Source organism: Alsobacter ponti, from assembly GCF_024294805.1.
Lineage (GTDB): Bacteria > Pseudomonadota > Alphaproteobacteria > Rhizobiales > Beijerinckiaceae > Alsobacter > Alsobacter ponti.
On record NZ_JANCLU010000011.1, the window covers coordinates 48269 to 68018 of the forward strand.

Annotated in this window: 19 protein-coding genes; 4 read left to right on the forward strand and 15 right to left on the reverse strand. The window is 69.3% G+C overall.

All coding sequences use genetic code 11. The features are described 5' to 3' along the window. Window positions 1–23: 23 nt before the first annotated feature. Complete coding sequence (gene yajC / locus NK718_RS12510; protein WP_254742641.1) at window positions 24–350, reverse strand: preprotein translocase subunit YajC; 327 nt, start codon at window positions 348–350, stop codon at window positions 24–26. A 233-nt stretch (window positions 351–583) separates the two neighbouring features. Here yajC and NK718_RS12515 point away from each other — a divergent pair, with 233 nt between their 5' ends. Continuing rightward, window positions 584–1465, forward strand: coding sequence for an ATP-binding protein (locus NK718_RS12515; protein ID WP_254742643.1), 882 nt, complete (start codon window positions 584–586; stop codon window positions 1463–1465). 94 nt (window positions 1466–1559) lie between these two features. Here the strand turns inward: NK718_RS12515 and NK718_RS22070 are convergent, their stop codons facing one another. The 14 genes from NK718_RS22070 to NK718_RS12595 form a co-directional block, all read right to left on the reverse strand. Continuing rightward, window positions 1560–2819 carry a M23 family metallopeptidase gene (locus NK718_RS22070; protein ID WP_305883670.1) on the reverse strand — a complete coding sequence of 420 codons (1260 nt, stop codon included), beginning with the start codon at window positions 2817–2819 and terminating at the stop codon, window positions 1560–1562. A 122-nt stretch (window positions 2820–2941) separates the two neighbouring features. Then, the gene (locus tag NK718_RS12530; protein ID WP_254742646.1) at window positions 2942–3601 is read right to left on the reverse strand and encodes a protein-L-isoaspartate(D-aspartate) O-methyltransferase; all 660 of its coding nucleotides are present in this window, start codon (window positions 3599–3601) and stop codon (window positions 2942–2944) included. 12 nt (window positions 3602–3613) lie between these two features. Then, entirely contained in the window at window positions 3614–4381 is a 768-nt protein-coding gene (gene surE / locus NK718_RS12535) for a 5'/3'-nucleotidase SurE (protein ID WP_254742648.1), read from the reverse strand. A 1-nt stretch (window position 4382) separates the two neighbouring features. Continuing rightward, a complete protein-coding gene (gene serS / locus NK718_RS12540) occupies window positions 4383–5675 on the reverse strand; it encodes a serine--tRNA ligase (protein WP_254742650.1) in 1293 nt (430 codons plus the stop codon). 55 nt (window positions 5676–5730) lie between these two features. Then, entirely contained in the window at window positions 5731–6519 is a 789-nt protein-coding gene (gene tatC, locus NK718_RS12545) for a twin-arginine translocase subunit TatC (RefSeq protein ID WP_254742652.1), read from the reverse strand. Continuing rightward, window positions 6516–7250 carry a Sec-independent protein translocase protein TatB gene (gene tatB, locus NK718_RS12550; RefSeq protein WP_256515597.1) on the reverse strand — a complete coding sequence of 245 codons (735 nt, stop codon included), beginning with the start codon at window positions 7248–7250 and terminating at the stop codon, window positions 6516–6518. The genes tatC and tatB overlap by 4 nt, the downstream gene beginning before the upstream one ends. A 105-nt stretch (window positions 7251–7355) precedes the next feature. After that, window positions 7356–7595 carry a twin-arginine translocase TatA/TatE family subunit gene (locus tag NK718_RS12560; RefSeq protein ID WP_254742654.1) on the reverse strand — a complete coding sequence of 80 codons (240 nt, stop codon included), beginning with the start codon at window positions 7593–7595 and terminating at the stop codon, window positions 7356–7358. Between the two features lie 66 nt (window positions 7596–7661). Beyond that, the gene (locus tag NK718_RS12565) at window positions 7662–8774 is read right to left on the reverse strand and encodes an ABC transporter ATP-binding protein (protein WP_254742656.1); all 1113 of its coding nucleotides are present in this window, start codon (window positions 8772–8774) and stop codon (window positions 7662–7664) included. Further along, on the reverse strand, window positions 8771–9547 hold the full coding sequence (scpB, locus tag NK718_RS12570) for an SMC-Scp complex subunit ScpB (protein ID WP_254742659.1): 777 nt from the start codon (window positions 9545–9547) through the stop codon (window positions 8771–8773). Before scpB ends, NK718_RS12565 begins: the two co-directional genes overlap by 4 nt. Before the next feature lie 29 nt (window positions 9548–9576). Then, window positions 9577–10359: a segregation and condensation protein A gene (locus tag NK718_RS12575; protein ID WP_254742662.1), complete on the reverse strand. Its 783-nt coding sequence runs from the start codon at window positions 10357–10359 to the stop codon at window positions 9577–9579. Window positions 10360–10421: 62 nt separating this feature from the next. Then, the gene (nagZ, locus tag NK718_RS12580) at window positions 10422–11441 is read right to left on the reverse strand and encodes a beta-N-acetylhexosaminidase (RefSeq protein ID WP_254742665.1); all 1020 of its coding nucleotides are present in this window, start codon (window positions 11439–11441) and stop codon (window positions 10422–10424) included. Between the two features lie 25 nt (window positions 11442–11466). Then, window positions 11467–12951: an SPOR domain-containing protein gene (locus tag NK718_RS12585; protein WP_254742668.1), complete on the reverse strand. Its 1485-nt coding sequence runs from the start codon at window positions 12949–12951 to the stop codon at window positions 11467–11469. Window positions 12952–13091: 140 nt separating this feature from the next. After that, complete coding sequence (gene argS / locus NK718_RS12590) at window positions 13092–14843, reverse strand: arginine--tRNA ligase (RefSeq protein WP_254742671.1); 1752 nt, start codon at window positions 14841–14843, stop codon at window positions 13092–13094. Between the two features lie 99 nt (window positions 14844–14942). Next, window positions 14943–16169, reverse strand: coding sequence for a deoxyguanosinetriphosphate triphosphohydrolase (locus NK718_RS12595; RefSeq protein ID WP_254742674.1), 1227 nt, complete (start codon window positions 16167–16169; stop codon window positions 14943–14945). A 130-nt stretch (window positions 16170–16299) separates the two neighbouring features. Between NK718_RS12595 and erpA the strand changes: the two genes are divergently transcribed. From erpA to NK718_RS12610, 3 genes are all read left to right on the forward strand, one after another. Next, window positions 16300–16644: an iron-sulfur cluster insertion protein ErpA gene (erpA, locus tag NK718_RS12600; protein ID WP_254742677.1), complete on the forward strand. Its 345-nt coding sequence runs from the start codon at window positions 16300–16302 to the stop codon at window positions 16642–16644. A 145-nt stretch (window positions 16645–16789) separates the two neighbouring features. Further along, complete coding sequence (locus NK718_RS12605; protein WP_254742680.1) at window positions 16790–17683, forward strand: sugar kinase; 894 nt, start codon at window positions 16790–16792, stop codon at window positions 17681–17683. 85 nt (window positions 17684–17768) lie between these two features. Next, window positions 17769–19739 carry an aq_1923 C-terminal domain gene (locus NK718_RS12610; protein ID WP_254742683.1) on the forward strand — a complete coding sequence of 657 codons (1971 nt, stop codon included), beginning with the start codon at window positions 17769–17771 and terminating at the stop codon, window positions 19737–19739. The last annotated feature ends 11 nt before the right edge of the window (window positions 19740–19750 follow it).

The window sequence follows — 19750 nt, forward strand, 5'->3', positions numbered from 1 at the left end:
TCGGCTCCGCGTCGGCGGAGAGTTTACGCCTTGACGGGTTCGCCCTTCGCGCGAACCTCGGCGATCATGCCACGGGCGATGCGCACGCGCACACCGTCCGCGATCTCGACTTCGAGTTCGCTTTCGTCCGACACCTTCGTCACCTTGCCGATCAGGCCGCCCGAGGTGACCACCTGGTCGCCCCGGCGCACGTTCGCGACCATGTCCCGATGCTCCTTCGCCTTCCGCTGCTGCGGACGGATGATCAGGAAGTACATGATGATGAATATGAGGATGAAGGGGACAATCTGCACCATGCCTTCCAGGCCGGCCATGCCGGACGAGGTTTGGGCGAAAGCAGGAGTGATCACGTAAGGCTCCCCGAGCACGAGAGAAGGTGTCCGCCGGGAATCCCCCGCCAGACCCTCTGAAAAAGTCGCGCGGACTATAGCCAGAGGTTCATGGAAAGCAAATGGCGTCTCCCGGCCGGCCGCCCCGGCCAAGGTGACGCCGCCTTCTGGCGGACGCGCGATGCGAATACCGGTTTCCCACGCATCGCCCGGTGGTCTATGGGGAGACGGATTTCCTCGGACACCATCGCGCCATGAGCCAGACCGATCCCGCCCTCGCCGCCCTTCTCGAACGTATCGCCGCCACGCTGGAGCGCATGGCGCCGCCCGTGGCGGCCAGGCCGGACTTCGAGGCCGCCGACGCTTTCGTGTGGCACCCGTCGCCGGCGCGCCTGGCCCCGGTGCCGCGCGTCAACCGCGTCGACATGCTGCTGCTCAAGGGAATCGACCGGGCTCGCGACACGCTGCACGACAACACGACGCGCTTCGCGCGCGGCTTCCCCGCCAACAACGCGCTTCTCTGGGGCGCGCGGGGCATGGGCAAGTCCTCGCTCGTCAAGGCCACCCACGCCCAGGTGAACCGCGAGACCGGCGTCGAAGGCCTCAAGCCGCTGAAGCTCGTCGAAATCCACCGCGAGGACATCGAGAGCCTTCCGGCGCTCATGGGCCTGCTGCGGCCGGCGTCGTTCCGCTTCGTCGTGTTCTGCGACGACCTGTCCTTCGACGGCGCGGACACCTCCTACAAGTCGCTGAAGGCGGTGCTGGAAGGCGGGATCGAGGGCCGTCCCGAGAACGTCATCTTCTACGCGACGTCCAATCGGCGGCACCTGCTGCCCCGCGACATGATGGAGAACGAACGGTCGACGGCGATCAACCCGGGCGAGGCGGTCGAGGAGAAGGTGTCGCTGTCCGACCGGTTCGGGCTCTGGCTCGGCTTCCATCGCTGCAGCCAGGACGAGTACCTCTCCATGGTGGAGGGCTACGTCGCCCATTTCGGCCTGACCGGAGACATCGGCCAGCGCACCGCCGAGGCCTTGGAATGGTCGACGACGCGCGGCTCGCGCTCAGGCCGCACCGCCTGGCAGTACATTCAGGACCTGGCCGGCCGTCAGGGCCGCACGCTGGACGGAGCCTGAAACGCGAAGCGGGCGGCGCCCGACGCGCCGCCCGCCTCATTTCGATCAGCCGATGGGTCTCGCCGGAGGCTGACCGACTTCCTGAAGGCCGGTCTTACTGGCCCGACAAGTGGGGCATCGGATCGACGGGGGTCGATCCCTTGCGGATCTCGAAGTGGAGCTGCGGGGACGAGACGTTGCCAGACTGGCCGGAGCTCGCGATCGTCTGGCCCCGGGTCACCGTATCGCCGCGCTTGACCTTGATGTCGCCGTTGTGGGCGTAGGCCGTCACCCAGCCATCCGGATGTCGGATCAGCACGAGGTTGCCGTAGCCCTTCAGCTCGTTGCCGGCATAGGCGACGACGCCGCCCTCGGCCGCCTTGACGGGCGTGCCCTCCGGCAGGGCGATGTTGATGCCGTCATTGCTGCCGCCGCCCTTGTTGCCGAAGCCGGTGATGACGCGGCCCTTGGCCGGCCAGCGAAACTCGGCGGACGACTTGGTCGCCGTCGCGATGCTGGAAGTCGTTTCCTCGGGCGCGGCGGCCGGAGCCGCGGCAGGCGTCGCGGCGGTCTTCGCCGCGGACTTCGCGGGCTCGGCGACCTCGACCTTGGCGGTCTTCACCGGCGCGTCGGCCGCCTTGGCGACCTCCGGCTTCTTTGCGGCGGCCGGCTGGGCCGTCGTGGCCGGGACGGCGGCCGTCTTCGACGCCGGCTTGACTGCTTCCGGCTTAGCCACCTGCTGCGCGGGAGCCGAGGCCTTCCCGGCAGGCTCCGCGCCCTTGACGAGCTGCATCCGTCCCTTGCCGGCCGGCGGCGCGGAGGGAGCGGTCGCCACGGCCGTCGGCGCTGCCGCCGCGCTGGCGTTGTAGATGGGAATCACGACCTGCGAGCCGGGGCTCACCTGGGCGTTCGCGGCGAGGCCGTTGGCGGAGCGGATCGCCTGCTCCGGCACGCCGTAGCGATTGGCGAGCGTCTTCACCGAATCCGCGGCTCCGACCGTCACCGTCGACCCGCCCTGAGCCGTCCAGCCCTTGGCGGAGCCCAGCGGCGGCGTCACGGCCGGAACCGCTGCGACGCGCGTCGCGGGAGCGCTCGCGGCGGGGGCGAGCGGCGGGAGGGCCGAGGAGCTGACCTGCCCCGGAGGGGGAAGCGGCTGGGCGGTCACCGGAGAGGTCGGCGCGGCATTGACCGGCGGCGTCGTCGAGGCCGTCTGCTGCGGATCGAACCGCGACGAACTCGCGAACGGATTGCTGAACGGGTTCTCGCCGAACCGCATCGTGTCGGAGCTGCACGCGGCCGCGCCGCCCGCGATCGCGCACACGAACACCAGACGAGGAACCGATTGCAGAAGCGCTGGACGCAAACGCAGACCCATGTCTTCACCCACCCGATGACGCGCACGCGGCGACGAAATTGACCGTCTGATTAATGCAGCGTTCAGGTTAAAATTTGGTTCGCCCCGCATCGAAACGGGGGTCCGCCGTTCATCATGTCGGCTCAAAGCGCCGCCGCTGTTCCGTGCATCAGGGGCGGCAGGCTGAACGGGACCAGGTGCTCGCGTTCGAGCGCGCCGCCCGGCGATCTGTTGAAGCGCGTCAGGAACGATCCACCCGCCCCGCGCTCGATGACGAGGATTTTTCCGCCCGGGGCGAGTTGCGCGACGAGCGGCCGGGGCGTCGATTCCACGGAGGCCTCGATGAGGATTCGGTCGAACGGCCCAAGGTCGGCCGCCCCCTCCCCGCCGTCTCCATGCCGCACCGTGACGTTGACGACGACCTGCGCCTGCAGCCGCGCGGCCGCCTCGGTCGCCAGCGAACGGTAGCGCTCGATCGAGACGACCTCCCGGGCCAGGCGCGCCAGGACGGCCGAGCCGTAGCCGGAGCCCGTGCCGACCTCCAGCACCCGGTGCTCCGGCTTCAGGTCGAGCGCGGCGTACATCTCGGCCATCGTGGAGGGGGCCAGGGTCGACTGCCCGCACGCGATGGGCAGCGCGACGTCGATCAGCGCGAGGTCGATGAAGCGGCGCGGCACGAACACGCTGCGCGACACGGTCTCGAACGCTCGCAGGATCGCCGTGTCACGCAGGCCCTTGGCCCGCAGCGCCATCAGGAAGGCGATGCGCGCCTCGGCGCCCCCGTCCGCCTGGATGACCGGCACCGGCGCTCCCCGTCAGCCCGCGCCGAACAGCCGCGCGTAGCGCGTCAGCGTCGGCTCGTCCGTCAGATCGATGCGAAGCGGCGTCACCGAAACCCGCTTCTCGGCGATGGCCGCGAGGTCGGAGCCGTGCTCCGGCGTCATCGGCCCGCGCGAGAAGGCGATCCAGAAGTAGGGGTTCCCGCGCCCGTCTCGCCGCTCCTCGAGCCTGAGCAGGTCCTGCGAGCGCCGCCCCTGCGTTCCGACCGCCACGCCGGCCGCTTCCTCGGGCGCGCAGTCCGGAAAGTTGACGTTGACCAGCACGTGCTGGGGAATCCCCGCCTCGATCAGCCGGCGCACGATGCCGGGCCCAAGAGCCCGCGCGCACTCCCACCGGGGCGACTGGCGGCTCGTGGGCCCATAGGCCTGCGACAGCGCGATGGACGGGATCCCCAGGATCGTCCCCTCGATCGCGCCCGCCACCGTCCCCGAATAGGTGACGTCCTCCGCCACGTTCTGCCCGCGATTGACGCCCGACAGGACGAGGTCGGGCCTGGCGTCGGCCAGCAGATGGCGGACGCCCATGATCACGCAATCGGTCGGCGTGCCCTTCACCGCGTAGTGGCGCGGGGTCACTTCGCGGAGGCGCAGCGGGTCGTTGAGCGAGAGCGAATGCGCCACCCCAGACTGGTCCGTTTCCGGCGCCACGATCCAGACGTCGTCGGTGAGCGCGCGCGCGATCTCCTCGCAGACCTTGAGCCCCGGCGCGTGGATGCCGTCGTCGTTGGTGACGAGGATGCGCATGTCAGGCGGCCTTCTCGATTCGCGTGAGCCCGCCCATGTAGGGCCTCAGGGCCTCCGGCACGGTCACCGACCCGTCCGCGTTCTGGTAGGTTTCCATGACAGCGACCAGCGCGCGGCCCACGGCGACGCCCGAGCCGTTGAGCGTATGGACGAAGCGCGGGCTCTTACCCTCGCCCGGACGGTAGCGCGCGTTCATGCGGCGGGCCTGGAACTCGCCGCACACCGAACACGAGGAAATCTCGCGATAGGCGTTCTGCCCCGGTAGCCAGACCTCGATGTCGTACGTCTTGCGGGAGGCGAAACCCATGTCGCCGGTGCACAGCAGCACGGTGCGGTAGGCGAGCCCCAGCCGTTTCAGCACCGCTTCGGCGGCGGCCGTCATCCGCTCGTGCTCCTCCAAGGCCTGCTCGGCCGTGGTGATCGAGACGAGCTCGGTCTTGCTGAACTGGTGTTGCCGGATGATGCCGCGCGTGTCCCGCCCCGCGGCGCCCGCCTCCGAACGGAAGCAGGGCGTCAGCGCCGTATAGCGGAACGGCAGGCGCTCCTCGGGGACGATCTCCTCGCGCACGAGATTGGTGAGGGACACCTCGGCGGTCGAGATCAGCCAGAACCCTTCCGTCGTGCGGAACAGGTCCTCCTCGAACTTCGGCAACTGGCCGACGCCGTAGACGGCCGCATCCTTCACCAGCAGCGGCGGGTTCACCTCGGTGTAGCCGTGCTCCGTCGTGTGAATGTCGAGCATGAACTGCCCAAGCGCGCGCTCCAGGCGGGCGAGGTGACCGCGGGTGACGACGAAGCGCGCGCCCGAGAGTTTGGCGGCCGCCTCGAAATCCATCTGGCCGAGCGCCTCGCCGATCTCGAAATGCTGCTTCGGCTCGAAGCCCAGCGTTGCGGCGGTGCGGGGCTCGCCATGCCGGCGCACCTCGACATTGTCGTGCTCGTCCTTCCCCACCGGCACGTCGGGAAGCGGCGTGTTCGGGATGGCGGCCAGCGCGGCGTCGAGTTCGGCCACCGTCGCCTTTTCCTCCACCTCGGCGGCGGAGAGGGCCTCCTTGAGCCCGGCGACCTCGGCCTTCAACGCCTCGGCGCGGGCCATGTCCTTGGCCGCCATTGCCTGGCCGATCTCCTTGGAGAGCGCGTTGCGGCGCTCCTGCGAGGCCTGGGCGGTCTGGATCGCGGCGCGGCGGCGGTCGTCGATGGCGAGAAGCCGGGCGGAAAGCGGCGAGGCTCCGCGGTTCGCAAGCCCCTGATCGAAGGCGGCGGCGTTATCGCGGATCCATTTGATGTCGTACATGACGTCCCCGGCGGGCTGAAAAGCGTGCGCGCCACGGCCGGAGCGGGTTGCGGCCTCAGCTCGTCGTGCCGGACGCCGCTTCGGCCTCGGTCCGCTTCTTCTCGACCATGTGCACCGCGAAGATGGACGCTTCGTAGAGGAGGAGCGTCGGCACCGCAAGGGCAAGCTGGCTGATGATGTCCGGCGGAGTCAGCACGGCCGCGACGATGAACACCAGGACGATGGCGTAACGTCGCTTGTCGCGCAGGAATTGCGCGTCGATGAAGCCCGCCCGCGCCAGCAATGTCAGCACGACCGGCAACTGGAAGGTGATGCCGAAGGCGAAGATGAGCGTCATGATCAGCGACAGATACTCGCTGACCTTGGGCAGCAATTCGATGGCGGCTTCACCCGGCACGAGCTGCTGCTGCCCGATGGAAAATTTCATCACCAGCGGCATGGCGATGAAGAACACCACGGCCGCTCCGACGCCGAACAGAACGGGCGTCGCGATCAGATACGGGCGGAACGCATCGCGCTCGTTCTTGTAGAGCCCGGGCGCGACGAACTTGTAGAGCTGCGTCGCGACGACCGGAAATGAGAAGAACCCGGCCCCGAACACCGCGACCTTGATCTGCGTGAACAGGTATTCCAGCGGCGCGGTGTAGATGAGCTTGACCTGCGAAGCGTCGCCGGCGGCCAGCACATAGGGGAAGATCAGAACGTTGTAGATCTGCTTCGAGAACGCGAAGCAGACGACGAACATCACCATGAAGGCGATGAGCGACTTGATCAGTCGCGCCCGCAATTCGATGAGATGATCCAGAAGCGGCGCCTTCGTGGCATCGATGTCCTCCTGGCTCATCCGGCGCTACCTTCATCGTCCTGTGTCGGAGGGGTAATCGCCGTCTTGCGGGCGGTGCGCCGCTTCGGCTTGGGCGTTTCGGGCTGCTCGTCGGTCGATACCGCCGCCACCGGCTCGGCTTCCGCGACGACGGGCTTGCGCTTGCGGCGGGGGGCCGGCGTTTCCGCGAGAGCGGGCGCGGGTTCGAGAGCGGGCGCGGGTTCAGGCGCGGCTTCGGCCGGCGTGGCGGCCGGGGCTTTGCGCGGGCGCTTGCGCTTCGCGGGCTCGGACGCGTCAGCCGCCTCGACCGGCGCAGGCGCGGGCACGGACGCGGGCCCGACGGGAGCGGGCTCGGGCGCGAACGCCGCCGCGATCTGGTCGGGGGTCAAATCCGGAACGGGCGGGGGCTCGGGAATGGCGAGCGGCTCGACGGCCGGGCTCGCCGCCGGCGTCTCGGTCGCAGCCGGCTTGACGCCTTCGACGGCGCCACGAATTTCATCGCGAATGGTCTGGATGGGATTGAAGCCGGAGCCGACCGACTGATTCAGCCCCTCGACCGTCTTGCGCGCCTCGTCCAGCTCGGCCTCGCGCATCGCTTCCTGGATCTGGCCCTGGAAATCCGCCGCCATGCGACGGATCTTCGTCATGGCCCCGCCGACCGTCCGCAAAACGCCCGGAAGCTCCTTCGGCCCGATGACGACAAGCGCCACCGCCCCGATGAGGACCAGTTCAGACCAGCCAATATCCAACATGCGCCAACGCCGTTCCGCAGATCAAACCGAAACGGGGCGTCCGCGACGCCCCGTCCGTCGTATCGACCCGGGAGCCCCCCTGAGGTCGTCAGTCGGCCTGGGCCGTCAGCCCACCTTGCGCTCGACGGGAGAGGCCGTCGCGGGGTCGGCCGCGTGGCTCTCGATCGCCTTGGCGGACACGGTGGACTTCTCCGCCTCGGCGGTCTCCTCGTCGGACATCCCCTTCTTGAAGGCCTTGATGCCCTTCGCGACGTCACCCATCAGTTCAGACACCTTGCCGCGCCCGAACAGAAGCATGACGACCACGCCCACAACGATCCAGTGCCAAATGCTCACGCCACCCATCAGCGAAACTCCAAAGGCGACATCGGCCCGCAGGCGACAGCCGCTACCTCTCGACTGAAGTCGAACCTAGGCTTCCGATGCGGCAAAAACAAGAACCTCCTCCGCGTCGAAGTCGACCCCCACGGTCGCGCCCTCGACGGCGTGGGGGCATCCGCGCATGCGGGCCCGCAGCGGGGCGTCGAGACCCTGCGTGGCGATCTCGACCAGATCGACCTCACCGAGGAACCGCCGCGAGATCACACGGCCGGGCAGGCAGAACCCCTCCGGCACGACCCGTACACCCTGCGGGCGGATGCAGACGGTGGCCGGTCCGTCCGGCACGCCCGCAGCGGCGAAGACACCGAGCGGCGTGCGCACGCGGCCCGACTGAACGACGCCGTCCACTTCGTTGAAATCGCAGAAGAACCTCGCGGCCGCGAGATCGACGGGACTTGTGTAGAGCGACGCCGCCGCGCCCGCCTGAACCACCCGACCCGCGCGCATCAGAACCACCCGGTCCGCGATCCGCATGGCCTCCTCGGGGTCGTGCGTCACGATGACGGTCGTCGCCCCCATTTCTCGCAGCAGCGCCACCGTCTCCTCGCGCACCGCGTCGCGCATGCGCCGATCCAGGTTCGAGAAGGGCTCGTCCATCAGGATCACGCCCGGGCGCGGCGCCACCGCGCGCGCCAGCGCCACGCGCTGCTGCTCGCCTCCCGACAATTGATGCGGATAGGCCTTGGCGTAGCGCTCCATGCCGACGCGCGACAGGGCGCGGCGCGCGGCGGTCAGGGCGTCCGAGGTGGCGAGCGCCTTGAGCCCGAACAACACGTTGCCGAGAACGTCGAGATGCGGAAACAGCGCGTAGTCCTGGAACATCAGCCCGACGCCCCGCTCCTCGGGAGGCACGAACCGGCCCGGACCCGCGACCTCGCGGTCATCAAGCGAAATCCGGCCCTCAGCCGGGGTCTCGACACCGGCCGCCAGCCTCAGCAGCGTCGTCTTGCCGCAGCCGGACGGGCCGAGCAGACAGACCACCTCCCCGGCTTCGACCACGAGGTCGATGCCGCGCAGCACGCGCTTGCCGTCGTAGTCGTGACTGACGTTCGAGAGCGCGAGGCGCGCGGGAATGGCCGCTCCGGCCGTGCCCCGCTGCCCCCAGCGCCGCGCGGCTCCCCGCCCCTCGTCCGCAGCGCTCACGCGGTGCTCTCGGAATCGAGCGGTTCGTCCGTCCGGTTCTCGACCTCCCGGGCGATCTCGGTGAAGAGATCGTCGCCGAGCGGGTCCTCGTCCTCGCGCAGCGCCGGATCGTCGGAGGGCGCCGGAACGCCGAAGCCGGGCGGCAGGCGGCCGTCGAGGAAGCCGGAGCCCTTGAGTTCGTCGAGGCCCGGCAGGTCGTCGATGCGCGACAGGCCGAAATGCACCAGGAACTGCTCGGTCGTGCCGTAGGTCACCGGCCGGCCGGGCGCGCGCCGGCGGCCGCGCAGGCGAACCCAACCTGTTTCGAGCAGCACGTCGAGCGTGCCCCGGCTCAGCGACACGCCCCGGATATCCTCGATCTCGGCGCGCGTGACGGGCTGGTGATAGGCGATGATCGACAGCGTCTCGAGCGCCGCCCGCGACAATTTGCGCGGCTCGACCGCCTCCCGCGAGAGCAGGTAGCCGAGGTCGTCCGCGGTGCGGAACGCCCATTTCCCCGCGAGTTCGACCAGATTGACGCCCCGCGAGGCGTATTCCTTCTGGAGAGTGCGCAGCACGCTCAGCACGGGCACGTCGCCCGGCAGCCGGCTGGCGATCGCTTCGGCGGCCAGCGGCTCGGACGAGGCGAACAGCAGGGCTTCGCCGATCCGGCACGCTTCCCCGAACGCCCGCAACGCCGCGGCGTCCTCGGCGACGTCCCGCGCGACGGCTTCGAGCGCCCCGGTGAGAGCCTCGGCCTCGTCGTCCTGGATCGCGATGGCCAGTGATTTCATGACGGGTCCATGTCCTTGCGACCGCGCGATCAGGCCGCCCGCGAGCGGATCCAGATCGGCGCGAACGCCCTCTCCTGCTGCACCTCCAAGAGGCCTTCGCGCACCATCTCGAGCGTCGCCGAGAACGCGGAGGCCCTCACGGTCGCGCGCATCGACGGCTCGACCACGAAGCGTGTGAGATAATCATCCAGGACGGTCCAGTCCACCGCCTGCCCGACGAGCCGCTCCAGCGCCTGCCGCGCCTCCACCAGAGACCAGAAATGGCGCTTCTTCATGGTGACGCGCGAGAACGCGTGCTTTTGCCGCTCCTGCGCGTAGGCCTTGAGCAGATCGTAGAGGCTCGCCTCCCAGGCCGGCGTCCTGGTCACGACGACAGGCTCCGGCATGCCGCGCGCGAAGACGTCCCTGCCCAGACGATTGCGCTCGACGAGCTTGCGCGAGGCCTCGCGGATCAGTTCGAGCCGTTGCAGGCGGAACGCCAACATGCCCGCCATGTCCTCGGCGCTCGGTTCGCCGGCCTTGGGCGGCTCGGGCAGCAGCAACCGCGACTTCAGAAACGCCAGCCAAGCCGCCATGACGAGATAGTCGGCGGCAAGCTCCAGCCGGAACCGCCGGGCCTGCTCGATGAAGGTCAGGTATTGTTCGGCGAGCGCCAGGACCGAGATCTTGTGGAGATCGACCTTCTGGCGTCGGGCGAGTTCGAGCAGCAGGTCGAGCGGCCCGGAGAATCCTTCGATGTCCACCACCAGCGAAGGTTCGGAATCGCCCTTTTCCAGCGGTACGGGATCGTCGAAGTCGAGCTGGCGGCTCATGCCGTGGCCCTTGGCTCCTGCTGATTCGCGGGCCCGACGCCCGTCGAATCAACTTGGCCGGGTCACGCCGCTACGGCAAGCGCGGCGTCCAGCCGCGCGCGGGCTTCCACAACATCTAGTGGCTCCGGCCGATGGCGGATCCTGCCCATGGCGGCTTCGACCCTCCGCAACGTGATGTCGGAGAGGTCCGGGGCGGCTTCGGCCACCTCGCGCATCTCCTCCATCGCGCCGTTGCAGTGCAGGACGACATCGCAGCCGGCGGCCAGCGCCGCCTCCGCCCTGTCGCGAAACGAGCCGCTCAACGCCTTCATGGAGAGGTCGTCACTCATCACCAGCCCGTCATATCCGAGCTCGCCCCGGATGATCCGGGCGAACACCTCCGGAGAGGTGGTGGCCGGCCTCGCGGCGTCGATGGCCGTGAACACGACATGGGCGGTCATGGCCAGCGGCATATCCGCCAGCATGGCGAAGGGCGCGAAGTCCCGCGCGCGCAGTTCGTCGAGCGGCGCGTCGACCACGGGCAGGGCCTCGTGGCTGTCCGCGCGGGCGCGACCGTGGCCGGGCATGTGCTTCATCACGGGAAGGACGCAGCCGGCCATCAGGCCGTCTGCCGCCGCCCGCCCAAGCACGGCGATGGCGTTCGGATCGTCGGCGTAGGCGCGGTCGCCGATGATGCCGTGGGAGCCGGGGACGGGGACGTCGAGGACGGGCAGGCAATCGACCGAGATGCCCACCTCGCGAAGATCCCGCGCCATGAGCGTGGCGGACAGCCGCACCAGCTCGCGGGCCGCGAGAGGATCGTTGGCATGGACCGACGCCAGCCGGCGAGCGGAGGGATAGTTGGGCCAGTGCGGAGCGGCGAGCCGCTGCACGCGGCCTCCTTCCTGATCGACGAGGACGGGAGCATCCGTCCGGCCCACGGCGTCGCGGAAGGCGTCGGTCAGCGCGCGCAACTGGTCCGGGCTTTCGACATTGCGCCGGAAGACGATCAGGCCCCATGGCTGCGCGTCCCGAAAGAACGCGGCCTCGTCCGCCTTCAGCGCCACCCCGGCGCAGCCCGCAATGAAGGCACGCGCGGCCATCGTCACGCTCCGGGGCGCGTCGGTTTCAGCTCTTGGCGACGAAGCACTGCCCGCCCGCGGCCTGAAGGCGCGAGCACAACGCGGTCGCGTCCTCCTTGGTCAGGCCCATGACGCGCACGCGGTAGAGCGTCTTGCCGTTCACGTCGGCCTTGCGGATGGCCGGCGTGACGCCGCCCAGTTCCGCCGAGAACCGCTTGGCGAGACGGCTGGCGGCGTCCTGTGCCTCCTGCTCGGAAGGCGTGCCGGCGAGCTGCACAGCCCAGCCGCCGGTCGCGGCCGCCGTGTCCTGCTCCGGAACCATCGGCTGCGCGGAAGCCACCTGGGTGGGCGCGGCCGGACGGCTCGGCGGGCTGGCCGTCGTGGTCGGGGCGGGCTTCGGAGCGGCCGGCGTCGCGGCGGGAGTCGCTCCCGCGCTCTCAACGCGCGGACGCGGCACCGGCGTCGGCGCGGGACCCGTCGCCGTGGCGCTGCTCGTTGCGCCGCGGGCGGGAGTCTCGTTCGTCGAAGCGCTGGAGGTGGAGACAGGGGTGAGCAGCGGGCCGGTGGAGGTGGACGCGCTGGGCGCGGCGGCGGGGATCGGAGCCGGCGCGGCGGGCGCGGAGACCGGCGCCGAAGCGGCCGCGACGACGCGCGGCGCCGATGCTTCGGGCGCTCCGTCGATCACGCTGCCGTCGGGACGAACCGAGACGGTCTTGACGCGGCGCGGCTCGCCGAGGCCCGGGAGAGGTCCTGTCGGCTCGGGCTTCTGGGCGGCGACGCCGGACGTCGAGGTCGTCGTGGCCGGGCCGGACGCCGCAACGGGGCTCGGGGGCGAAGCGCGCCGCGCGGCCGCGAGCACGTCGACAGGCTGCTCCTCGCCGTTGACGACCTTGGCCGTCTTCGTGTCTTCGGTGTTCTGCTTGTTGTAGATCTGGCGGTCCTGGTTCGGAACCACCGTGCCGCCCGGATCCTCCGGCTGCACCTTTGACGGCCCGGTTTCGGCCTGGATGACCGGCGGCGCGCCGGCGATTTTCATGACCGAGCTGTTGCGGGACACGGCGATCGCGCCCGCGCCGACCACGGCGAGCCCGATGACGCTGAGAGCGAGCACCTTCCTGACGCGGCCGCGACGACGCACCGGCGGACCGACATAGTCGATGTCATCGGAGCCGTAGTCCTGGTCGGAATAGGTGGGGCCGTGGTCAGCGGACGCCTGGCTTGCGCCGCGGCTCTCGAGCTCGCGGTAGATGTCGTTCTCGTCGGAAGCCGGGCGGTGCGGCGAACGGGCCAGCTGCTCCAGCTCGTCTTCGAAGCCGGCATGAGACTGGGGCGCGGGCGCCTGGGCCTGGGCCTGGCGCGGACGGTAATCCTCCTGCCCCACGATCCGGGCGAGTTCGGCCAGCGGGTCGTCCTTGGCGGCGTGGCTGGCGGGCTGGGCCGCGGAAGGCGCGCGCTGCCCGGCCGCCTCGCGCAGCTGCCGCTCGAGCTCGTCGAGGTCGATGGCGGGCCGCTGCCTGTTCTGATCGGTCATGGACGCACCCATTCTCCGTAGCCGGGGCGCGCCGAAACGCCAGCCGGAAATTCAAGCCGCCCCGAACCGGTCCTAGCGGAAATGCCTCGACGGCGACATACGCACCGACCCGCATGCCGGGACAGCGCCTCACCGTGCGGTCAGCGCATTTCCTCCGGCGCGGCAACCCCCAGGATCGCCAGCCCCGACGCAAGGACGGACATCACGGCCTTGACCAGCGCCAACCTTGCGTAGGACGACATTTGATCAGTTTCGATAACAAAGCGTAAATGCGGCGCTTCTTTGCCCTTATTCCAGAGGGCGTGAAATTCACTCGCGAGATCATACAGGTAGAAAGCGATCCGATGCGGCTCATGAGCCGCCGCCGCTGCTTCGATCTGTCGCGGAAATTGAGCCAGCCGCCGGATCACGTCGAGTTCCCCGGAGTCGCTGAGCACAGATAAATCAGCCGAGGCCAAGCTCTCGTCGGACACCGGCCCGAATGCCGCGGCCGCCTGGCGGAACACCGAATGGCAGCGGGCGTGCGCGTACTGCACGTAGAAAACCGGGTTGTCTTTCGACTGCTCGATCACCTTGGCCAGGTCGAAGTCGAGGGTCGCGTCGTTCTTGCGGAACAGCATCATGAAGCGGACCGCGTCGCGCCCGACTTCATCCACCACATCACGCAACGTTACGAACTCGCCGGCCCGCTTGGACATTTTCACCGGCTCGCCGTTGCGGAGCAGGCGAACGAGCTGGCAGAGCTTGACGTCGAGGACGCCCCGGCCCGCCGTCACGGCTTTGACGGCGGCGTTCATGCGCTTGACGTAGCCGCCATGGTCGGCGCCCCAGACGTCGATCATCACCGCGAAGCCGCGCGCGAATTTCGAGGCGTGATAGGCGATATCGGACGCGAAATAGGTGTAGGAGCCGTCCGACTTGAGCAGCGGACGGTCCACGTCGTCGCCGAAGGCGGTGGCGCGGAAGAGGGTCTGCTCCCGGTCCTCCCAGTCCTCGACGGGCTGGCCCTTGGGCGGCGCGAGGCGTCCCTCGTAGACCAGGTCGCGCGAGCGCAGGTCGTCGATCGTCTCGCGGATGCGGTCGACCGGGCCGCTCGACAGCGACCGCTCCGAGAAGAACACGTCGTGGCGAATGTCCAGCGCCGCGAGGTCGGCGCGGATCATGTCCATCATCATGTCGATGGCGGTCTGGCGCACCAGCGGCAGCCACTGCGCCTCGTCCTGGGTCAGCAGCGCGTCGCCATGGGCGCGCGCCAGCGCCTCGCCGACCGGCTTCAGGTAGTCTCCCGGGTAGAGCCCCTCGGGGATCGACACCGTCTCCCCCAGCGCTTCGCGGTAGCGCAGATAGGCGGAGCGGGCGAGCACGTCGACCTGCGCGCCCGCGTCGTTGATGTAGTACTCCCGCGCCACGTCCTCGCCGGCGAATGCGAGCAGGTTGGCCAGCGCGTCGCCGAACACGGCGCCGCGGCCATGGCCCACATGCATGGGACCGGTGGGGTTGGCCGAGACGTACTCGACGTTGACGCGCTCCGCCCCGCTCCGCGGGACCCTTCCAAAATCGCGACCCTGCGCCACGCAGGCCGCCACGACGCGGCGGAAAACGGCCCCTTCGAGCCGAATGTTGATAAAGCCGGGCCCCGCGACCTCGGCCGACACGACGTCCGGATCCTCGGCGAGCGCGGCGGCGATCCGCTCCGCGAGCGCGCGCGGATTGGACTTGGCTTCCTTCGCAAGCACCATCGCGGCGTTGGTGGCGAGATCGCCGTGCGAAGCGTCGCGCGGAGACTCGACAACGACCTTGCCGGTGTCGAGCCCGGGCGGCAGAGCGCCCTCGCGACCGAGCCGTTCGATGATCGCGGCGAGACGGCTCTGGAATTCGTCGAAAATGTTCATGAAAGACGTGTGTCCCGGCGGCGGAGCGGTCCGGCCGAACGCAGCCGCGCGCGCGCCGGCGTTCCCTCGTGACCGCTTCCGTGAAAGTCGAACGCGCGCCTAACGCAATTCCGGGGTCGCGTCAAACAGCCGGCGGTGCTCGTCGAGCGCGAAGCGATCCGTCATGCCGGCGATGTAGTCCGCCACCACGCGCGCCCTGCCCTCGGTCAGGAGCCCCTCCGCCGCCTTGCGCCATTCGTCGGGCATCGTCTCGGGCTCGGCCAGGAAGCGCCCGAACAGGTCGCGAACGACCTGGTCCGCCTGCCGGCGCACGGCCACGACGCTCGGGTGCCGGTACATGTTCACGAACAGGAACGCCTTGATGTCGCGGTCGGCCTGGGCCATCGGCTCGGAGAAGGCGACGACGGGACGGCCGGCGTGGCGGATCGCCGCCGCGTCGCGCGGCGCCAATGCTTCGAGCCGCCGCTCGCTCTCGCCGATCACGTCCTCGACGAAGCGGGTGATGACGCGCCGCCCCAGCTCGTGAATGACCCGGGCCCGCTCGAGCCCCGGCCAGCGCGCTTCGATGTCGTCCAGCAGCTCCGCGATGAACGGGACTGCGCGCAGGTCATCGAGATCGAACAGGCCGGCGCGCAATCCGTCGTCGATGTCGTGCGCGTCGTAGGCGATGTCGTCGGCGATGGCCGCCGCCTGCGCCTCGCCGCCTGCGTGGCTGGCGAGTTCCAGGTCGTGGACGGCGCAGTATTCGAGGATGGCGGCGGGCACGCCGCGCTCGCGGTAGCGGTGCGCGGGCGAACCGTCCGTCTCGAGCAGCGGGCCGTTGTGCTTCACGAGGCCTTCCAGCGTCTCCCAGGTCAGGTTCAGCCCGTCGAAATCCGCGTAGCGGTGCTCGAGCCGCGTGACGATGCTGAGCGCCTGGGCGTTGTGGTCGAAGCCGCCATAGGCCCGCATGCAGTCGTGCAGCGCGTCCTCGCCGGTGTGGCCGAAGGGCGTATGGCCGAGGTCGTGGGACAGGGCGAGCGCCTCGGCCAGGTCCTCGTCGAGTCCGAGCGCACGCGCCAGGGCGCGGGCGATCTGGGAGACCTCGATCGTATGGGTCAGCCGGGTGCGGAAATGATCGCCTTCGTGGAAGACGAAGACCTGTGTCTTGTGCTTGAGGCGGCGGAAGGCGGTGGCGTGAATGATGCGGTCGCGGTCGCGCTGGAATTCGCTTCGCGTCGGAGAGACGGGCTCCGGAACCAGCCTGCCGCGGCTATGGAACGGGTCGGCGGCGTATGGCGCGCGCCAGCGCCCGGCGCCGCGATGCGGGATCACTGGATCGCCCAAGTCGTGGCCTCCAAAGGGCGCGCCGGTTGAACTGCGCGCCATCGGCACTTACGTTCTCCGCGAGACGATTTGCAAGGGGGGCGCAGGTGTCGCGGCCTCTCCGCGCGTCCTGCCCCCGATGGAGAGCGCAATGAGCGAAGTGGCCGAGGCCGCGCCCCTTACCGTGACGAAGAACGCGGCGAAGCGCATCAATGCGGTTCTGCAGGGCGAGCCCGAAGGCTCGATGCTGCGCATCAGCGTCAGCGGCGGCGGCTGTTCGGGGTTCCAGTATGCGTTCACGGTCGACCGCTCCCGCAATCCAGACGACATCGTCATCGAGCGGGACGGCGCGACCGTTTTGGTCGACTCGGTGTCCCTGCCCTTCCTCTCGGGCTCGACCTTTGACTTCGTCGACGACCTGATGGGCCAGTCGTTCCGCGTGGAAAACCCCAACGCCACCTCCTCGTGCGGCTGTGGCACGAGCTTTTCCGTGTAGGTTCCGGGCGCGGGCTCCATTATCGTCCCGGCCGGCGCGAAACTGCGTTTCGTTCCGAATCGGCCGGCCCGAGACACCGGCCTTTTGACGCGGGCGGGGCCGGGTTGTCCGGTCGCGGGCGCGTCGGTCGCCAGCGAGTTCGTTCATGGACGCCCTTTTCATCGGCCAGACCTATATCGACGTGACCTTCCTCGCCGACCGGATGCCCACCGGCGACGAGAAGAGCGTGGCGCGCGACTACGCCGTGTCGTTCGGCGGGAACGCGGTCACCGCCGCCTTCTGCTGCGCCAAGCTGGGCGTGGTGCCGGACCTTCTGACCTCGCTCGCCGACGATTGGCTCGGGCGCATGTTCCTGGACATGGCGGCCAAGTACCGGATTTCGGTGCATGGGCGGAAGGTGCGCGAGAGCTCGCTGTCCTTCGTGCTGCCGAACAACGGCAAGCGCGCCATCATACGGTGCCGCGATGACCATTATCTGCACCCGTTTCCGATCCTCAACATCGGAAACATCCGGGCGCTGCACCTGGACGGACACCAGGGCGACGCCGCAATGCATTACGCCAGGGTCTGCCGGGAGAGAGGCGTTCTGACGTCCCTGGACGGCGGCGGGTTGCGCGAGAACACGCATGACCTGCTCGGCTTCATCGACGTGGCGATCTGCGCCGAGCGCCTCGCCGAGCAGATGAACCTGTCTCCGGAAGGTCTGCTGGCCTATCTGAAGGAACGCGGCGTCAAGATCGGTGGCGTCACGATGGGCGAAAAGGGCATGCTCTGGTACGACGAGCAGGGCGTAATCCGGCGCCAACCTCCCCTCGCGGTTCCCGCCTCGGCGGTGATCGACACCAGCGGCGCCGGCGACGTGTTCCACGGCGCCTATGTCTACTCGGCGATGCAGCGTCCGGACGCGCCCTGGCGGGAACATTTCGCCTTCGCCCGCGCAGCTTCCACCTATAAGATCCAGCACCTCGGCAACGAGGAGGGGCTGCCCTCGCTGGCCGACATCGAACGGATCGTGTCGGAGTACCGCGAGGCGGCCTGAGCGGCCGTTCCGCTTTCTTCATGGTTTCTTGACTTGATGACGCGCCGGCCGCGCGAGCCGGTTCGCCGTTCCCGGAGATGCCGCGATGACGCCTGCTCTTAGATTCCTCGGTCTCGCCGCCGGCGCTTCGGCGCTCGTCCTCGCCGCGTCGGCGGGGCTCGAGCGCTCCGTTCGCGGCGACGTGGACGCCCTGCTCGCCCGCCTCGCGCCGGATGCGTCGGTGACCCGGGACGCCGTGGCGGTCGATCCGTGGAGCGGACGTGTCCGGGTCGAAGGACTGCGATTCGCGCTGCCCGGCGGCACGCAGGTGACCATCGGCGCGGTCACGCTGCTCGCCGACACGTCTCTGCTCGGGCGGGCGCTGGCGGCCGAAACCGTCGCGCTCGAAAACGTCTCCATCGTCAGCGGACCGGTGACGGTCGAGATGCCCCGGCTGCAGGCGTCGGGCTCGAGCGCCTCGCGAGCGCAATGGCTCGAACTGTTCGACAAGGCGTCCGCCACGCCGCTCAGCCGGCGGCTCGCGGCGCTTTCGGCCGAGAGCGTCAGCGCGCCCGAAATCGTGATCCGCTCGACATTGGCGGAAGCGTCGAGCCGCGTTGTCTATCGCGACTTGCGCGTGTCCGGCCTGGCCGACGGCGTCGTCCGCTCGCTCGCGCTCTCCGGGGGCAGCCAGGAGGCGACCGCCTCGGGAAAGGCGCTGGCGCAAGGAGGCTTCGGTCCCGTCAGCATCAGCCAGCTCGACCTCGTACAACTCGCCCGCTTCTATTTCGAGGCGGCCGGGCCCGAGGACCGCGCGGCCAAGCCGGTCTACGCCTCCTTCTCGGCCGAGTCCTTCACCTGGTCGGACGCCATGGGCGCGCGCTCGACGGTTCGGCTGGTAACGGGCAAGGATTTCCGCGTGCGGCCGGGTCGGGCGCCGCTTCTTCCCCTCATTACGGACATGGCCGCCAACAAGCCCGATGCGATGGACGCGGCGGAACGCGGCCGCCTGATGGGCGCGGTGGCCGACATGCTGGACGGCATCGAGATCGGCACCAACGAGCTGATCGACTTCGAGATCTCGACGCCGGCTGGAAACGACCAGATCACCGTCCGCATTCCCCGCGTGGCGCTCAACGGCGCCGGCCCTGGCCGGCCGAGCGCGCTGCAGATCGATCGCTTCGAGCTGCGCGACAAGGATAATTCCGTGCGCATCGGCTCCGTGTCGCACACGGGATGGTCCTATAATCCGCTGATCGAGGCGCTGCGGAAACTTGCCGCGACGGGCGACCTCGACCCCGACGCCATCGATCCGCGCAGCTTCCTGCCCGATTTCGGGTCCCTGGTCATCCGGGACGTCGAAGTCGACGCGGCCGATCCGACGCTGTTCAGCAAGGACCGGTTCCGCATCGGCGTGAAGAGCGTTGAGCTCTCGGCCTCCGAGCCCGTCAATCATGTGCCCACCGCCGGCCGTTTCGCGGTCGACCGGGTGACCATGGCCGTGCCTCCGAAGCCGGAAGCGGACGGCCTGAAGGAGCTGGTGGGCCTGGGCTACAAGGATCTCGACCTTTCCGCGGCGCTCGACAGCCGGTGGATCGCCGCCACCAACGAGTTCTCGCTCAACCAGGCGCAAGTCCAGGGCGTCAACATGGGCAGCGTCAGCCTGACGGCGCTGCTCGGCAACGTCACCAAGGACGTGTTCGACGCCGACGCCACCATGGCGCAGCTGGCGGTGATGGCGGCGACCTTCCGCGAGGCGCGGCTGTCGATCGAGAACAAGGGTCTTTTCGAGCGCATCGTGGACCGCGAGGCCAAGAAGCAGAAGAAGAGCCCCGAGCAATTCCGGAAGGAACTGGGCTCCATGGCGCAGATGGCCGCCCCGATGATGCTCGGCAACGCCAAGGCCGGGGCCACGATCGGCGCCGCGGTGGCCAGGTTCGTGACCAAGCCGACGCGGCTCACCATCACGGCCAAGGCCAGGAGCACCGGCGGCGTCGGCGCGCTGGAACTGATGCAGTCGGGGGGCGACCCGGGCCAGATCCTCGACCTGATCGACGTGACGGCCAGCAACGACTGAACCGGGCGGTT

Bases quoted from the DNA above. Each gene is read 5' to 3' on its own strand.
- NK718_RS12610 (WP_254742683.1), top strand. From the start codon at position 17,769: ATGACGCCTGCTCTTAGATTCCTCGGTCTCGCCGCCGGCGCTTCGGCG.
- NK718_RS12560 (WP_254742654.1), bottom strand. From the start codon at position 7,595: ATGGGTGGCGTGAGCATTTGGCACTGGATCGTTGTGGGCGTGGTCGTC.
- NK718_RS12515 (WP_254742643.1), top strand. From the start codon at position 584: ATGAGCCAGACCGATCCCGCCCTCGCCGCCCTTCTCGAACGTATCGCC.
- scpB (WP_254742659.1), bottom strand. From the start codon at position 9,547: ATGAAATCACTGGCCATCGCGATCCAGGACGACGAGGCCGAGGCTCTC.
- argS (WP_254742671.1), bottom strand. From the start codon at position 14,843: ATGAACATTTTCGACGAATTCCAGAGCCGTCTCGCCGCGATCATCGAA.
- nagZ (WP_254742665.1), bottom strand. From the start codon at position 11,441: ATGGCCGCGCGTGCCTTCATTGCGGGCTGCGCCGGGGTGGCGCTGAAG.
- NK718_RS12575 (WP_254742662.1), bottom strand. From the start codon at position 10,359: ATGAGCCGCCAGCTCGACTTCGACGATCCCGTACCGCTGGAAAAGGGC.
- NK718_RS12605 (WP_254742680.1), top strand. From the start codon at position 16,790: ATGGACGCCCTTTTCATCGGCCAGACCTATATCGACGTGACCTTCCTC.
- NK718_RS22070 (WP_305883670.1), bottom strand. From the start codon at position 2,819: ATGGGTCTGCGTTTGCGTCCAGCGCTTCTGCAATCGGTTCCTCGTCTG.
- NK718_RS12585 (WP_254742668.1), bottom strand. From the start codon at position 12,951: ATGACCGATCAGAACAGGCAGCGGCCCGCCATCGACCTCGACGAGCTC.
- serS (WP_254742650.1), bottom strand. From the start codon at position 5,675: ATGTACGACATCAAATGGATCCGCGATAACGCCGCCGCCTTCGATCAG.
- tatC (WP_254742652.1), bottom strand. From the start codon at position 6,519: ATGAGCCAGGAGGACATCGATGCCACGAAGGCGCCGCTTCTGGATCAT.
- erpA (WP_254742677.1), top strand. From the start codon at position 16,300: ATGAGCGAAGTGGCCGAGGCCGCGCCCCTTACCGTGACGAAGAACGCG.
- surE (WP_254742648.1), bottom strand. From the start codon at position 4,381: ATGCGCATCCTCGTCACCAACGACGACGGCATCCACGCGCCGGGGCTC.
- tatB (WP_256515597.1), bottom strand. From the start codon at position 7,250: ATGTTGGATATTGGCTGGTCTGAACTGGTCCTCATCGGGGCGGTGGCG.